Genomic DNA, 15,219 nt, shown 5'->3' on the forward strand with positions numbered 1-15,219 from the left:
GAGCGATACCGCAGCGATGCGGCAGTATTGCGAAAGCGATGAGCCCCGTCAGCCCGCCTGCAAGGCGCTGACGATGGCCGCCCACTCGGCCGGGGCGACGGGCGTGATGGACAGGCGGCTTCCCTTTTGCAGCACGCGCATCTCGGTCAAGGCGGGGTGCTCCCGCATTTCAGCCAGGGGTATCAGGCGCGTCTTCTTCAGCGCCTGCACGTCCAGCAGCAGCCAGCGCGGCTTGTCTGTGGGTGACTTGGGGTCGTGGTAAGGCGATGCGGGGTCGAACTGGGTCGGGTCCGGCCGCGTGCCAGAGGCCACGCGCGCGATGCCGACGATGCCGGGTTCGGGGCAGCTCGAGTGGTAGAACAGCACGCCGTCGCCCACCTGCATGTCGTCACGCATGAAGTTGCGGGCCTGGTAGTTGCGCACGCCGGTCCACGGCACGGTGGCGGCCGGGGCGGCCAGGGCGTCGTCGATGGAGCATTCTTCGGGCTCGGACTTCATGAGCCAGTAGTGCGGCGTGCGGCCAAGTGGGGCGGTGGGCGTGGTCATGGCGGCATTTTGGCAAAGCCCGAGCCGCATGGGGCCCGGTGCGCTTCTGGCCCCGAGGCGGCGTGGACGCCTGAGGGCTATTGAATGCATAGCTGCTGGCGCTTGTCCATCCAGCGGTAGAGCACAAAAATAGCCAGATAAAGAGCCAGCGCGCGAACGTGACGACTTCATTGCCCCGCTGAGCATTAGCAGCAAAAACTCTTGAAGAACCGCTCCGGCCATGATGAGTGGATAGCGCTTTAAATCAATGCAGTGATATGGTATGAAATATCAATAACCCAAAGCAATTCTTTATTTCCGAGTTTTCCCATTTCTTGCTTTTGTGGAATTCTGTTTTTCCTTCGCTGCCGTCAATAGTTCAATAACTTCGGGATTGTTTTTCTTTTTTGCCATATCCCAAACTGTCAAGCCATTTTTTTTTGAAATATCAAGACGTGCGCCGTGTTTTAAAAGCACTTTAATGACGGGTATGTTTGAAAGAGAAACTGCCCCCATCAGAGGGGTTGCCAAAGGATTGCCCATGCTGTTTACATCAAATCCATTTTCAATCATGTATTCGACAAAAATAGCCGCATCCTCCTGTGGAGAGAATGTAGATAGCTGAGCAGTACTGAATATTCTATCTCTATCTGTTTTTGAGGTGGGAAACTTTGCATGATTTTGAATCAATTTGCATGCAATGGAGTACTTTGAGGTGATGAGGGCTGCCTCCAGTGGAGTAATTGAAATATCTGCCCTTCTGATATTTATTTTTGATCCGATATCTATCAAGAATTTTGCAGCAGGCCAATTGCCGACAGCCGAGGCTGCGATGAGGGGCGTGATGCCAGGTGGAACTACGATCTTGTCCGGATCATTGCCTGACAGGATTGACGCTATTGTTGAAGCATCTGCGCCCATTTCAATGGCGTGGTAAAGGGGGTGCGGATTGGGAGATGCTGTTGATGTGGGCAGCGGCACAAAGGGTGTAGTTTCCGCTGCCTTACACAAAGACTTCATTTCTGGTGAAAATTCTTTTGCATAAGATGAGAAATTCAACGAAAAAAATAAGCAAAATAATAAGTAAACTAGTTTTCTCTTTTTCATTTTTGTCCCGTTAATTCGCTTTGTCGGCGGACTGCAGCTTCCTTGATAATATTTCTGGCGGCTTCCCAATCTTTGCCAGCCAAATGTCGCGTTAAATAATACTTTTCCTCGGGCCAAAGAATTATCCCTTTTTTTTGAAGATCTTTTTCTATGGCTGCAGTACCGAGAAGCGCTGAGAAACCGGCGTATGCAGAGGGCTCCAGCGCACCAATCATCGCGTCCAATACGGATCCCCCAACTCGTGTGGCAGCCATACCTGCAGAAGTTAACACAGGCCGCCCAGAAACAGCCGTCTGCGCTGCCTTGGACGCCTTTGCGAGTCTCTCACTCTCTTTTTGTGACCATTGCCCCAGGCGCGTATTGCTGTAAGTGGGTATCTTTTCAGGCAAGGTTGTTGCCTTGTTGCCCAAGACGCTGCCAGGAATGAAGCCATCTTTCTTCATGTAGTCTGTCAGGGTTTTTTCGGCGTACGTAGCAGCCGTGCCTGTGCTGGAGCGGCCTGCAAACAGATCACCCAAAACTGACGTACCAGCATCCAGCATATTGGAGAGCCGCTGGTGTGGCTGAAGGGGCTGAAAAATACGGGCTTGCGTCAACTTGACAAAGGTTTTTGGGTCATTCTTTTTAATGTCCATCATATATTGATGATGGCGTACGGGATTATTTTTTCTTAAGTACTCTACGTAGTCAATGTAGGCAATTGTTTTTGGAATATGCTTGCGTGCATCGGCAATGTATCCCTTGGCTTCATCATGCGGGCTTTTGGGTGCAGACTCTGTTTTTACCACGATACCGTTCAATGTGACGGTCACCGGTGAAGTTGTTTCGTTTGGAGATGGCATTCGGTCTGAATAGACTGGATGCCCATTTTTATCTTTGTAGAAGTACATCATTTATTGGTTTCCCAAGCTATTTCATGTTGATGAAAAGGCGGTATCTCGACTTCGATATTGCTATCATCAAGAGACGATTGGGAACTATAGCGAGAATAATTTTGACCAGCTGCAACGAACAGAAACTATATAGATTCGTTCATAATTCAAATTTAAACTATGCATTTATTCTTCGCAGGGGATGCTGAGCACAGAAATATGCTGTTTAGAGGCGCCGTGCGCTTGTACAAACGCAAGATTGCCGATCTGGGTGAGCACCAGACCATCGCCCAAAACATCGATCTCGCAGAGTTTGGCTGTGCTGGTCTATGGGATGCTTGGATGGAGCGATGACCGCACCGGCGGGGCGAGCGCAATCTGTGGTCTGTCAGCCGGCCTTGCGAAAGGTGAGGTTGATGCGCACCGCCCCCGTCATCGCATGCTCCCCCAAGGCCAGCGGCAGTACGCCATGGAACCGCAGCCGCGCCGGCCCGCCCCACACCACCACGTCGCCATGCCGCAGGCCCACGCGCCGGGCCTTGTCGGCGCGCGCTGCGCCGCCCCACAGGAAGACCGCCGCAATGCCAAGCGAGACGGACACGATGGGGTGGTCGTAGTTGCCCTCGTCGCGGTCCTGGTGCAGCGACAGCCGCGTGCCGGGCTCGTAGCGGTTGATGAGGCAGGCGTCCGGCGTAAAGCCGGGGTAGCCCGCTGCATCGGCGGCATTGAGGGCCAATTGCCGAAATGCAGCGGGCATGGGCGGCCAGCGCTTGCAGGTGTCCGGGTCCACAGGGCCATACCGGTACCCGCTGCGATCGCTGATCCACCCCAAAGGTCCGCAATTGGTCATGGCGACCGACATGCGCTTGCCGCCGGGCGTGATGAGGTGCCTGAAGGGCGCGCTGGCAGCAGTGACTTCGACGGCCTGCAGCAGCTCGGCCGCTTGCGCCAGGGCAAAGCCGCGCAGCACCACGGCACCCGGCTCCAGCAATTCGGGCTCGTGGGGTGTTGGCAAATGTTCGAACAGATCCAGTGTCATCGTGTGCAAATCCCTGCCGTTGCGCCAACACGCTGTCGCAGCAACTGGCGCGGCCAAGGCCAGTGCGCCCGTGGAACTGGCTCTGCCAGGCCACCGGGTGCGTCCCCCTCCCGCGCAGCGAGAGAGGGGGAAGGCGCCGCAGGCGACTCAGGGGGAGAAAGTTTATTCACCATCATGAAAAATGATCCCCGCCGTGTGCCGCTGCCCTGACCGCACACGGCTCACACCGTGCCGCAGGTTCACGCGGTACACGCCCCGCGTGCCCTGTACCGGCCGGTGGTGCACGGCGAACGCCACCGCATCGCCCTGGCGCAGGGGCACCACCTCGGCGCGCGACTGCATGCGGGGGCGCTGTTCGGTCAGCACGAACTCGCCCCCGGTGAAGTCCCGGCCGGGCTCGGACAGCAGGATGGCGACCTGCAGCAGAAACACATGCTCGCCGTACAGATCCTGGTGCAGGCAGTTGTAGTCGCCCGGCGCGTACTGCAGCAGCAGCGGTGTGGGGCGCAACTGGCCGGCCGCATGGCAGCGCGCAATGAAATCGGCATGCCGCGCGGGGTAGCGCACCTCGATGCCCATGGCGGCGTTCCAGTGGTTGGCGATGGGCTGCAGGTGCGGGTACAGCGCATCGCGCAGCCCGGCCACCACGTCCGGCAGCGGGTAGCTGAAGTACTGGTATTCGCCCAGGCCGAAACCGTGGCGCTGCATGACCACGCGGCTGCGGAACACGGGCGGGCCGGCCTGGCGGTACAGCCCGGCCAGCGCCATGCACTCATCGGGGCCGAGCAGTTGCTGCAGCACCGCGTGGCCCTGGGTGTGCAGGTCGTCGGTGGCCTGGGCCCAGTCGATGGCAGCGATGCGACCAGGCCAGGTGCCCTGGCTCGGGCTTGTCGTCGGGGTGCGGGGCAGTGCGCTCATGCTGCTGCCTTCTTTGTGGCTGCTGGGGCTGCGGCCTCGGCCTCGCGTTCCAGCAGCACGCGCTTGCGCTCCACGCCCCAGCGGTAGCCCGACAGTGCGCCGTCGCTCCGCACCACCCGGTGGCAGGGGATGGCCACGGCCAGCGCATTGGCGCCGCAGGCCTGGGCCACGGCGCGCGTGGCGGTGGGCGCGCCGATGCGCTGGGCGATCTCGGCATAGCTGGCGGTTTGCCCGGCCGGGATGGTGCGCAGCGCCTGCCACACCCGCTGCTGGAAGGCGGTGCCCTGCACGTCCAGCGGCAAGGCCAGGCCGACGCCGGGGGCCTCGACAAAGGCCACCACCTGGGCGACCAGTGCTTCGAAGTCGGCATCGCCGCCCACCAGCTGGGCTTGGGCGAAGCGGTCCTGCAGGTCGCGGACCAGGGCGTCGGGGTCGTCGCCGAGCAGGATGGCGCACAGACCCTGGCCGCTGTGCGCCACCACGATTGCGCCCAGCGAGCACTGCGCCACCGCAAAGCGGATGCGCTGCGTGGCTCCGCCCGCTCGATAGTGCGTGGGTGTCATGCCCAGCACCTGGTGCGACTTTTCGTAGAAGCGGCTGCTGGACTGGTAGCCCGCGCTGTAGATGGCGTCGGTGACCGAGTCGGCCGGTTGCTCCAGCGCGCTGCGCACGCGCTGCTCGCGCCGGGCGGCGGCATAGGCCTTGGGCGTGAGGCCCGTGGCCTGCTTGAAGATGCGGTGAAAGTGCGATGGGCTCAGGCCCGCGCTGGCTGCCAGCGCATCCACAGAGGGCGCACCGTCGGCTGCGGCGTTGTCGATGGTGCGGCAGGCGTCGGTCACGAGCGCCGCATGGTGGGCCAGCGCCGTAGGCTGCCGGGGCCTGCAGCGCTGGCAGGGGCGAAACCCGGCGCCTTCCGCGTCGGCACAGCTGGCATGGAACCGCACGTTCTCGGGCCGGGGCGTGCGCGCTGCACAGCTGGGGCGGCAATACACGCCGGTGGTCTGCACCGAGTACCAGAAACTGCCGTCGGCCTGGGCGTCGCGCGCCACCACCGCTGCCCAGCGCCGGTCGGCCTGGGTGGCCGCTGCGTGTGCGGCCTGGTCTGCCTGGCGAGAGGTCGGGGTGCGGGTCATGGCGGGGCGGTGGGTGGCTAGGGTGTTCATCTGCATGGTGGGTGGCTCACAAATTGGTTGCGATGCCATGCACTCTAGGGACGGGGTGTGCGGGGCGCACTCCGAAGTCTGCTTTTGAATTCTGCGCCACTGCGGCGGATGGTTCTAGACTTCATGCCGTCTTTCCGTTTCCATCGTCACCGTCCACAGCCTGTCACACGCTGGCGGGCAACAGTCACCCATGCCACCTCGCACCGCGTTTGTCCGCCTTGTTGTTTCCATTGCCACCGCGCCGCCGACCGTATCGCGCAGCGATGCTGCCAGGGTCACTGCGTAGTGGGCAAGTCCAGCACGCGCAGACGGCAGCGCCGACGCGACACACCGCCCGGTGGCAGCACCGCGCGCCCCGTCGGTTCGGGGATGTGGTCGCAGGTCGCGCTGGCGGTGGCCGCCTTGATGCTGCTGGCCACCAGCCTGGGCTTGCTGTTCTTCGGCGTGGGCCCCACGCTGGTGGACTGGTCTCGCATGCGCCACTGGCAAGCGGTGCCTGCGCAGGTGGAGTCCGCGCGGTTGCACCAGGGTGGCACGGCGCGTGGCGGCACCTACTACCAGGCCCTGGTGCGCCACCACTACGTCGTGGACGGCACGCACTACACCGGCCAGCGCGCGGTGATCGACACCGCTGGCGACGGCGGGCGCCGCTATCACGAGCAGCTGGTGGCGCAGTGGCAGGCCGCGCAGCGCACGGGGGCGCCGATACAGGTATGGGTCAACCCTGAAAAACCGGCGGAATCGGTGGCAGACCGCAGCCTGCGCGTGGGTTCGCTGCTGTGGGACCTGGTGACGGTGGTGTTCACCGGTGCCGGCGGGCTGCTGTTGCTGCGCTTGTCGGTCAGCACGATCCGGCGAGGGCGCAGGTTGCGAAAGCTATAGACCGCCTGGCGCCGGGTGCTGCGGTGTGTTGGGGGTGTACTGCGGAGATGTGCTACTTATTTGATAGCTGCTAGCGCTTTCCTATCAAGCGGTAGAGGCATTTTTTATTCGTTTTCAGGCGGCTGCAGGGGCCTGGGCCGGCGCTTGCCCGTGCCGCCCCACCGCCGCGCATCCTCACCCGGAATGGCCAGCGGGTTGTTGGCCGGCTCGGCCAGCGGCGCCAGCAGTGCCGTCAGGTCGGCCTCGCTGAATTTCACCGCGCCGGCTTCGTCATGCCCCAGCACGCCGTCGGCCAGGGCCGCTTTGCGGGCCTGCAGCTCCAGCATGCGCTCTTCGATACTGCCTTCCACCACCAACTTGTAGACGAACACCGGCTGGTCCTGCCCGATGCGGTGGGCCCGGGCGGTGGCCTGTTCTTCCACGGCAGGGTTCCACCAGGGGTCGAAGTGGATGACGGTGTCTGCCGCGGTGAGGTTCAGGCCCGTTCCGCCCGCCTTGAGGCTGACCAGCAGGATGGGCGCACTCGCCGCGTCCTGGGCCTGAAAGCGCTGGACCACGGCGCCGCGCTGCCCGGGCGGCGTTTGCCCGGTGAGGGTGGCGTAGGGCAGGGCCAGCGCATCCAGACGTTCGGCGGCCAGCATCAGCAGTTCGGTGAACTGGGAGAACACCAGCACGCGGCGGCCTTCATCGACCAGCGCGGGCAGCATGTCGGCCAGCAGGTCGAGCTTGGCGCGTTCGGTGCCGGGGTGGACGGTGGCGCCTTTGACCAGGTGCGGGTCGCAGCACACCTGGCGCAGCTTCAGCAGCGCATCCAGGATGGTGATCTGCGAGCCTTCGAAGCTCTGGCGCTCCAGCGCGCGGCGCACCTGCTTGTCGACCGTGGTGCGCACGGCTTCGTATAGCTCGCGCTGTTTGCCCTGCAGTTGCACGCGCTGGATGACCTCGGTGCGCGGCGGCAGCTCGGTGGCCACGTCCTGCTTGCGCCGGCGCAGGATGAAGGGCCGCACGCGCTGGGCCAGCAACTGGGCGCGCAGGGTTTCGCCGTTCTCTTCGATGGGTTTGCGCCAGCGGGCGTTGAAGCTGCGCACATCGCCCAGAAAGCCGGGCATCAGAAAGTCGAACTGCGCCCACAGTTCGCCCAGGTGGTTTTCCAGCGGGGTGCCCGTCAGGCACAGCAGGTGCGGCGCCTGCAGCTTGCGCAGCGCCCGGGCGCTGCGGCTGCCGGCGTTCTTGACCATCTGGGCTTCGTCCAGGATGAGCAGATGAAACGGCTCGGCCGCGAGGGCATCGACGTCGCGCCAGAGCAGGGGATACGTGGTCAGCACCAGGTCGTGCTGGGCGATCTGCAGGAATCGCCGGCCCCGGTCAGGCCCGTGCAGGCTCAGCACGCGCAGGTTGGGCGCCATGCGCGCGGCTTCGGCCTGCCAGTTGAAGAGCAGCGACGTGGGCACCACCACCAGGGCGGGGCGGACGAGTCGGCCGGCATCTTTTTCGGCCAGCACGTGGGCCAGGGCTTGCGCCGTCTTGCCCAGCCCCATGTCGTCCGCCAGGATGCCGCCCAGGCCCTGGGCCCGCAGGTACTGCAGCCACGCCAGGCCTTCAAGCTGGTAGGGGCGCAGCTGTATCTGCAGCCCGGCGGGGGCGTCCACGGGCTGCGGCGCACCGATGCGGCGCAGCCGCCGGGCCAGGTGCGCCAGGCCCAGGTCGCCCTGCAGTTGCCAGCTGTTGTCCCACCCGTTGACCATGCCCACGCGGTGCGCCTGCACCAGCCCTGCGCGCAGCGCCTCGATGCGGCGTGTCTCCCAGGCGCCCAGGCGCAGCGGGTCGCCGTCCTGCAGTTGTTTGCGCGTGGGGTCGGTGAGCAGGTCCACCATGGCGCCCACGATGGCCTTGAGCGGGCCGGCGGGCGCGTCGATGCGCCGCCCGCCGGGCGCGCGCAGCGAGATGACGGCGATGTCGTCGATGGCCGCCATCTGGCGGGCGTTGAGCCAGCGCACATCGCGGCGCAGCAGGTCGGCCAGCATGGGCGCCAGGTCCAGCATGACGCCGTCGATCTCGATCCCCAGGCTCAGCAGCCAGGCGCCTTCGCGTTCGGGCAGGTGCAGCTTTTGCACCGGGCGCTCGCGTGGGCCCAGCGGGCCGTCCACTTCCCGGGCCAGCAGCTCGCCGGTGTCCGGGGCGATGACGAGCTTCCAGCGCTGCACGGGCACGCTTTCGTGCACGAAGCCGGGGCGCACCACCACGCTCCAGCCTTCGGCGCGCAGCTGCGGGATCTGGTCGGCCCAGAAGTCGCCGAAGCGCGCCTCCTGCGGCAGGGTCCACACGGGGCCCAGCGTGGCGGCGGCTTCGCGGTGGCGCCATTGCAGGTGCTTGGGGTCCACGGGCACCAGGCCCAGGTCCCACACCCGGTCCACGGCGTCGGCCTCGGCCGCCAGGCTGCGCTGCATGCGCACCACGGGGCCGCCGGTGTCGTACAGGTCCTGCACGGGGGCAGGGCGGGCGTTGAGCACCGAGGTGGGCGCCGCAGTCTCCCAGCGGGCCCCGCTGTCGGTGCGGTAGGTCCAGTCGATCTGCGCCAGGGTCACGTTCTCGCCACGCGGGCCCAGTTTGCCCTGGGGCGCCATGCCCAGCAGTCCGTCGCCCCGGCCCAGTGTCATGAGGGTGATGCGCGGACGAAAGTGCCCCGGCACCAGGCCCGATGCCGGCGGGGTGGGCGCGGACGGGGCGGCGGCCGCGGCGGCTGGAGGGGCTCCGTCTGCAGTTCCCTCGCGCAGCAGTGCCATCACGCGCGCGGCCTCGGCATCGGTCAGCGGGGCCAGTGCCTGCAGCGTGGCGGCATCGGCGCGCTGGCGCAGCGCGCGGGCCCAGGCGGCGATCAGGGCGTCGCGGTTGGAGCGGGGCGGTTCGGGGTGGGCGGCGTCTGGGCCTGCGGCGGGCATAGGCCGCCGATTGTGCCGTGCCGTGCCCTGCCGGGTGGACTCAGGCCGGGCGCGTGGTGGTGCCGGCTGGCGTGGCGGCGGGCCGGTGGTCCTGCCCGTTCATCGTGAAGGTGTAAACCATCGGCGTGCGACCACCGCGCCGGTCTGGCGCTTCAGCCGCCCAGCACCCGCGCGAACAGCTCGTTGCGAAAGTGGATGCCCAGGCGTGCGAAGGCGCGGTTGCGGTAGGTCTTGACGGTGGGCACGCTCAGGCCCAGGTCGCTCGCGATGCCCTCGTGCGTCATGCCCTGCAGCAGCCGGGCGCAGACATCGAGCTCGCGGTCGGTCAGCTCGGCCTGCAGCCGCATCAGGCGCATGCGCAGCGCTGGCAGCGCGTCTGCAGCCAGCGGACCGAGCGGCGCGTCGGCCGCCAGCAGGGCCGGGGCGGCGTGCGGGCCGGGCTGATCGTGCCCAGGGGCCAGCGGGCTGCCGCCCGGCCCCTCCAGCCACAGCATGGGCGAAGAGGGCGTACAGGCGTGCGACAGCAGGATGTGTTTGCGGGTGAGCGCCAGCAGCACGGGTGCGACGGACTCGAAGGCGGCGATCTGGCGGTCGCTGAACGCGCGCTGGTGCTGGTGGCGGTAGAAGTTGACGGCGAACACCGAGCCATCGCTTTCGTATTCGACCACCGATACGCGCTCGGCCACGCCATGGGCCTCGTACACACGGGCGCGGTGCTCGCCCTCGACCTCGGTGGCGGTCACATGGCACAGGCGGGTTTCGGGCTGGGCGAACGGCGCCTCGTCGAACGAGCGTCCCCAGGTGCGGTCGCTGCGGTACGGGCCCGACAGGTACGCCCACCAGCAGTCCTGCGTGGTGTCCGGTACGCCCCGGCTGGCCGACATGAAGAGCGTGGGCTTGCAGCGGTGGCCCGTGCGGTACACCGACCAGGACGCCGCAGGCAGCACGGGCTCCAGGTCCTGCAGCAGGCCCGGTGCAAAGCCGTTGTCGCCCAGGCGGTGCACCATGCCGGCGAGCGTCTGGCTCGCGGCACTGTGCAGCACCTGCCGGCCGGGCGCTGTCTGCGAGGAAGGGGGGAGCCACTGCCGCATGGGAAAGTCTGAATGGGGGAGGTGATGCTGGCGGAAATCGGGAAGTGTGCGTCAAAACCGCCGGGCCAGCCGCCGCCGGACAGTCGGGTTATCCCGTCATCCTCTGGGATGACAGGCATGCTTGGCAACGGGACTTACGCTAGGGCCCATGTCTGACCTCATCCCCTTGCCCGACCCGCAATTCCGATTTTTTGCCGACCTGCGCGTGGAGGTCGGCACCCCGCAGGAGGTGGGCCACACCGTGCACGGGCTGCGCCGGCTGATCCCCATTCTGGGCGGCAGTGCCACCGGCGACGGCTGGAGCGCCCGGGTGCTGCCCGGTGGCGCGGATTTTCAGCTCATCGTGAATGACCGGCTGTCCGAGCTGGACGCCCGCTACGTGCTGGAGACCGATGGCGGCGATCTCATCTATGTGCAGAACCGGGCGGTGCGCTCCGGCCCGGCCGAGCTGATCGCTCGCCTGGTGCGCGGCGAGCCGGTGGACCCGGCGCAGATCTATTTCCGCTGCAGCCCGAGCTTCGAGACCGCGTCCCCGGCGCTGGCCTGGATCGCCGAGCGCATGTTCGTCGGCACCGGCGCGCGCTACCCGGACGCCGTGGCGATGCGTTTTTTCGAGCTGCGGTAGCGGGCGGCTGCCCGTGTTGACCCCACCCACCGTTTGCCTTTGCGTTTTTTGACCCTGACCGACCCACAAGAATTTCTGGAGACAACCATGAAGACCACCGCCCAGCCTCGTTCCTCCCTGACCACCACACCCCGCCGCGCCCTCGTGGCCGCCGCCTTGCTGGCCGGGCTCATGCCCTGGGCCGGCGCCCATGCGCAGAGTGCCGCCACGTACCCGAACAAGCCGGTGCGCATCATCGTGGGCTTTCCGGCCGGCACCGGGCCGGACATCGTGGCGCGCCTGCTGGCGCAAAAGCTGTCCGAAGGCTGGGGCAATGCCGGCGTGATCGTGGACAACAAGCCCGGCGCCGGCGGCCTGATCGCCGCCAGCGAAGCCGCGCGCGCCGCGCCCGACGGCTACACGCTGATGCTGGGCGAAACGGGCCAGCTCAGCATCGCCCCCAGCAGCTACAACAAGCTGCCCTACGACCCGGCCAAGGACTTCACGGCCGTGAGCCAGGTGGTCACCTCCGACTTTGTGCTGCTGGTCAACCCGCAAAAGGTGCCGGCGCGCAACGTGAAGGAGTTCGTCGACTGGACCAAGCAGCAAAAGGGCCTGTTCCTGGCCACCTTCGGCGCGGGCACGCCCGGGCACTTTGGCGCCTTCATGTTCGGCGATGCGGTCAAGCTCAAGCCCGAGCCGGTGCACTACAAGAACACGGCCGATGCATTGGGCGGCCTGTTCAGCGGCGACGTGCAGGGCGTGTTCGCCAGCGTGGGCCTGGCCGCCCCCAACGTGAAGGCCGGCAAGCTGGCCGCGCTGGGCACCACCGGCGCCACCCGCACCAACACGCTGCCGGACGTACCCACCATCAAGGAGCAGGGCTACGCCAACCTGGAGTTCTCGTCGTGGTTCGGCATCGTGGCGCCGGCCAAGACGCCGCCGGAGATCATTGCCAAGCTCAATGCCGACATCGTCAAGGCGGTGCAGTCGCCCGAAGGCAAGGCCAAGATGGAAGAGGCCGGCTTTCGTGTGACGGGCACCAGCCAGCAGGACTTTGCCCGCACCATCGCGGCCGACACCGTGACCTGGGGCAAGGCAGTGACTGCCACCGGCTTCAAGGCCGACTGAATGCGCTGCTGACGGCGCGTTTTCAGCGGCTGAACGGCTGAGCGGCTGAGCAGCTCATCAGCTCATCAGCTCAGTAGCCGCCCGGTGGGTGGCGCTCCGCGCCACCTTCCATCACGTCCAGAGACCTGCGCGTGCGAACGCAGGCGGGCGGGAGCCTGGGCGCAGCACGCTCCGTGAGCCGACGCGCCCCTTGAGGCCAGCGGCCTCGCAGCACCCAAACCATCACCACCACGACAACTTGAGGAGACACACGCCATGCCTTTTGTCCATGTCTTTCGGGCCCAGCCACCCGCTGCGAACACCGCGCGCCGTTCATCCCGGCTGCGCCGCCAGGTCGTCCCGGCAGCGCTGGCCATGCCCTTGCTGATGGCCGCCTGCGGCGGCGGCAACGGCGATGCGTCGGCGCAGCAGGCCACGCCGGCCGCGGCCTGCGCCGAACTGCCGGCCAAGGCCGGCCTGGCCGCCACCTCGCTCAGCACCAGCTACGTGGCCGCAGACACCAAGCGCCCCGGCGGTGCCGCCACCGGCAGCTTTTTGCCGGGCCACTGCGTGGTCACGGGGGCCATCAACCCGCGTGTGGGCGTGGATGGCAAGAACTACGCCATCGGTTTTCAGCTGAGCATGCCGGACAACTGGAACGGGCGCTTCCTATTCATCGGCGGTGGCGGCAACGACGGCATCCTGCGCGACACCTCGCTCAGCTCCAGCATTTCGGTAGGCACGCCGTCGCCACTGGGCCAGGGGTTCGCGGTGGTGTCCACCGATGCGGGCCACAGCGGCACGTCTGCCAGCTTCGGCGCCGACCCGCAGGCCCGCATCGACCATGCCTACAACTCCTACGACAAGACGGCCGTGGCCGCCAAGTCGCTGATCGCCACGCGCTACGGACGCAAGCCCGACCACTCGTACTTTTCGGGCTGCTCCGGCGGCGGGCGGCAGGGCATGATGTTCTCGCAGCGGTTCCCGGACTATTTCGACGCCATCACCGCAGGCGCACCGGCCATGCGGGTATCGAGCGGCGCGACGGTGGCGGCGATGTGGAACACCATCCAGTTCAACGCCATCGCCCCGCAGGACGGCGCAGGCAAGCGCATCCTGTCGCAAGCCTTCAGCAATGCGGACCTCCAACTGGTGGCCAACGGCGTCAAAGCGTCGTGCGATGCCGCGGACGGTGCGGCCGATGGCCTGGTGAGCAACGTCAAGGCCTGCCAGTTCGACCCGGCCGTGCTGCAGTGCAGCGGCGCCAAGGGTGCCGACTGCCTGAGCAGCGCCCAGGTGGGTGCGCTCAAGAGCGTGTTCGCTGGCCCGCGCAACTCGGCAGGCCAGGCGCTGTATGCCGGCCAGCCGTGGGACCCAGGCCTTGCCGCCCCCGGCTGGCGCGCCTGGACGCTGGGCAGCTCCACCACTGCCACACCGGATGCGCGCTACATCACGCTGATGGTGGACGCCCTGGTCAACGAGTTCTTCACCCCGCCGGACCTCACGTTCAACCCGCTGACGTTCAACTTCGACACCGACCCGGCCCGCATGGAAGCGTACTCGGCCATCTACGATACCTACCGGGACGACAAGCTCGCGGCCTTCAAGCAGCGCGGCGGCAAGATGCTGTTCATCCACGGCATGTCAGACCCGATCTTCTCGGCGAAGGACACGATGGACTACTACGAACGCCTGGCGGCCAACAACGGCGGCATCGCAGCGACAAAGGGCTTTGCGCGCACCTTCCTGGTACCGGGCATGAACCATTGCTCCGGTGGCCCCGCCACGGACAATTTCGATTCGATCCAGGCCATGGTGGACTGGGTGGAGAAGGGCGTGGCGCCGGACACCATCGCGGCCAAGGCCTTGCCCACCAACACCGACATGCCCAACCGCACCCGTCCGCTGTGTGCCTACCCCCAATTCGCCAAGTACAAGGGGTCGGGCAATGTGGAGGATGCGAGCAGCTTCGTCTGCGCGGCGGAGTAAGGCTGGCGCCCGCGCGGGCTATTTGCGGCGGGGGGTGGCCGCGGGGGCGGGCAACTGCAGGTCTGCCTCCTGCACCACCCGCACGCAGTCGCGCAGGTGCTGCTCGCCCAGGTAGCGCAGCGTGGCGTAGCCGATGCCCGCGGCCACTGCCTGGCCTGCCAGCGGCACGTATTTGGCGGCCTGCTTGGTCGTCAGGCGCACGCCCACGCTCTGGGTGGCTCGCAGCACCAGCTCGCGCGTGACCAGTTTGCCGATCAGCACCGACCCCACCAGGCTCACGGCCTTCTGGACCTGTTCACGTTTGTGCGGGTCCAGCTGGTCTATCTGCTGGGCAGACAGGCCGAACTCGGTGTTGATCTGTGGCAGCAGGCGCGAGAGCAGGGCGGCGTCCACCGCCCAGTCCAGCCCCGGAATCGGCATGGCACTGGCCGCTGCCGCCACCAGGGCGCGGCGGTGGAGCAGCTTGCGGCTGCGCTGGACCGCCGCCTGGAGTGCCGGGTTGCCGGCGGCCATCTGGAAGGAAGTGGGCATGGTGTGGTGCGTGTGTTGGGCGCCGCGCAGATGCTGCCGGACGCCTTCAAATGTTAAGTGGAGCCGTGCGCTGAGCGATTGCAATGGCATGCGCGCTGTCAGGGCTTGCTGCGGACGAGCCCGAACAGGGCCAGCAGCACCATTGCGCCGATCACCGAGGCGATCCAGCCGGCCGCTTCGCCATGCTGGTACCACCCCATGGCCAGGCCCAGGTAGGTGGCCAGGAAGGCCCCGGCAACGCCCAGCAGTGCCGTCATGATCCACCCCAACTGGTCCTTGCCGGGCTTGAAGGCGCGTGCCAGCAACCCGACGACCAGACCGACCAATAAAGTGCCTATGAGAGCCATCATGATCATTCCCTTTTTGTTATGAACGGTTGTCTGGGAATTTAGGGACAGCATGGCCCGGCACCTGTCGGACAAGATGCCCTGTGCCAGTCCCCGCGGGGT

Annotated in this window: 15 protein-coding genes; 5 read left to right on the plus strand and 10 right to left on the minus strand. The window is 66.1% G+C overall.

Translation table 11 applies throughout. From position 1 onward, the window contains the following. Window positions 1-48 precede the first annotated feature (48 nt). The 3 genes from ASG27_RS23300 to ASG27_RS27040 all read right to left on the minus strand — a co-directional run bounded on the left by ASG27_RS23300 (window position 49) and on the right by ASG27_RS27040 (window position 2,525). Window positions 49-546, minus strand: a complete 498-nt coding sequence (locus ASG27_RS23300) for an EVE domain-containing protein (protein ID WP_056421350.1) — start codon at window positions 544-546, stop codon at window positions 49-51. A gap of 291 nt (window positions 547-837) precedes the next feature. Next, window positions 838-1,632: an ankyrin repeat domain-containing protein gene (locus tag ASG27_RS27035; protein ID WP_156370926.1), complete on the minus strand. Its 795-nt coding sequence runs from the start codon at window positions 1,630-1,632 to the stop codon at window positions 838-840. Further along, entirely contained in the window at window positions 1,629-2,525 is an 897-nt protein-coding gene (locus ASG27_RS27040; protein ID WP_156370928.1) for a hypothetical protein, read from the minus strand. Before ASG27_RS27040 ends, ASG27_RS27035 begins: the two co-directional genes overlap by 4 nt. Window positions 2,526-2,684: 159 nt before the next feature. Here ASG27_RS27040 and ASG27_RS27045 point away from each other — a divergent pair, with 159 nt between their 5' ends. Continuing rightward, window positions 2,685-2,858, plus strand: a complete 174-nt coding sequence (locus ASG27_RS27045; protein WP_156370930.1) for a hypothetical protein — start codon at window positions 2,685-2,687, stop codon at window positions 2,856-2,858. A 34-nt stretch (window positions 2,859-2,892) separates the two neighbouring features. Here ASG27_RS27045 and alkB read toward each other — a convergent pair whose 3' ends face one another. The 3 genes from alkB to ada all read right to left on the minus strand — a co-directional run bounded on the left by alkB (window position 2,893) and on the right by ada (window position 5,594). Continuing rightward, window positions 2,893-3,543: a DNA oxidative demethylase AlkB gene (gene alkB / locus ASG27_RS23305; protein ID WP_056421349.1), complete on the minus strand. Its 651-nt coding sequence runs from the start codon at window positions 3,541-3,543 to the stop codon at window positions 2,893-2,895. 162 nt (window positions 3,544-3,705) lie between these two features. After that, entirely contained in the window at window positions 3,706-4,461 is a 756-nt protein-coding gene (locus ASG27_RS23310) for a 2OG-Fe(II) oxygenase (protein ID WP_056421348.1), read from the minus strand. Then, a complete protein-coding gene (gene ada / locus ASG27_RS23315) occupies window positions 4,458-5,594 on the minus strand; it encodes a bifunctional DNA-binding transcriptional regulator/O6-methylguanine-DNA methyltransferase Ada (protein WP_056421484.1) in 1,137 nt (378 codons plus the stop codon). Before ada ends, ASG27_RS23310 begins: the two co-directional genes overlap by 4 nt. A gap of 399 nt (window positions 5,595-5,993) precedes the next feature. Here ada and ASG27_RS27195 point away from each other — a divergent pair, with 399 nt between their 5' ends. After that, window positions 5,994-6,506: a DUF3592 domain-containing protein gene (locus ASG27_RS27195; RefSeq protein ID WP_056421347.1), complete on the plus strand. Its 513-nt coding sequence runs from the start codon at window positions 5,994-5,996 to the stop codon at window positions 6,504-6,506. A gap of 104 nt (window positions 6,507-6,610) precedes the next feature. Here ASG27_RS27195 and ASG27_RS23325 read toward each other — a convergent pair whose 3' ends face one another. Next, window positions 6,611-9,445, minus strand: a complete 2,835-nt coding sequence (locus ASG27_RS23325) for a DEAD/DEAH box helicase (protein WP_056421346.1) — start codon at window positions 9,443-9,445, stop codon at window positions 6,611-6,613. 152 nt (window positions 9,446-9,597) lie between these two features. Continuing rightward, a complete protein-coding gene (locus ASG27_RS23330) occupies window positions 9,598-10,536 on the minus strand; it encodes a helix-turn-helix transcriptional regulator (protein ID WP_200912478.1) in 939 nt (312 codons plus the stop codon). 148 nt (window positions 10,537-10,684) lie between these two features. Between ASG27_RS23330 and ASG27_RS23335 the strand changes: the two genes are divergently transcribed. The 3 genes from ASG27_RS23335 (at window position 10,685) to ASG27_RS23345 (ending at window position 14,239) form a co-directional block, all read left to right on the plus strand. Further along, window positions 10,685-11,161 (plus strand): DUF3237 domain-containing protein, encoded by a 477-nt coding sequence (locus tag ASG27_RS23335; protein WP_056169004.1) that lies wholly within the window; start codon window positions 10,685-10,687, stop codon window positions 11,159-11,161. An 87-nt stretch (window positions 11,162-11,248) separates the two neighbouring features. Next, on the plus strand, window positions 11,249-12,271 hold the full coding sequence (locus tag ASG27_RS23340) for a Bug family tripartite tricarboxylate transporter substrate binding protein (protein WP_056421482.1): 1,023 nt from the start codon (window positions 11,249-11,251) through the stop codon (window positions 12,269-12,271). Between the two features lie 255 nt (window positions 12,272-12,526). After that, entirely contained in the window at window positions 12,527-14,239 is a 1,713-nt protein-coding gene (locus ASG27_RS23345) for a DUF6351 family protein (protein ID WP_056421345.1), read from the plus strand. An 18-nt stretch (window positions 14,240-14,257) separates the two neighbouring features. On the opposite strand, the gene ASG27_RS23350 is transcribed toward ASG27_RS23345, so the two are convergent. Together ASG27_RS23350 and ASG27_RS23355 are read right to left on the minus strand one after the other, a co-directional pair. Continuing rightward, window positions 14,258-14,770 carry a hypothetical protein gene (locus ASG27_RS23350; protein ID WP_056421344.1) on the minus strand — a complete coding sequence of 171 codons (513 nt, stop codon included), beginning with the start codon at window positions 14,768-14,770 and terminating at the stop codon, window positions 14,258-14,260. A gap of 98 nt (window positions 14,771-14,868) precedes the next feature. Then, on the minus strand, window positions 14,869-15,120 hold the full coding sequence (locus ASG27_RS23355) for a GlsB/YeaQ/YmgE family stress response membrane protein (RefSeq protein ID WP_056421481.1): 252 nt from the start codon (window positions 15,118-15,120) through the stop codon (window positions 14,869-14,871). Between the last annotated feature and the right edge of the window lie 99 nt (window positions 15,121-15,219).

Origin of the sequence: Acidovorax sp. Leaf191 (genome assembly GCF_001424425.1) — a bacterium.
Classification (GTDB): domain Bacteria; phylum Pseudomonadota; class Gammaproteobacteria; order Burkholderiales; family Burkholderiaceae_C; genus Acidovorax.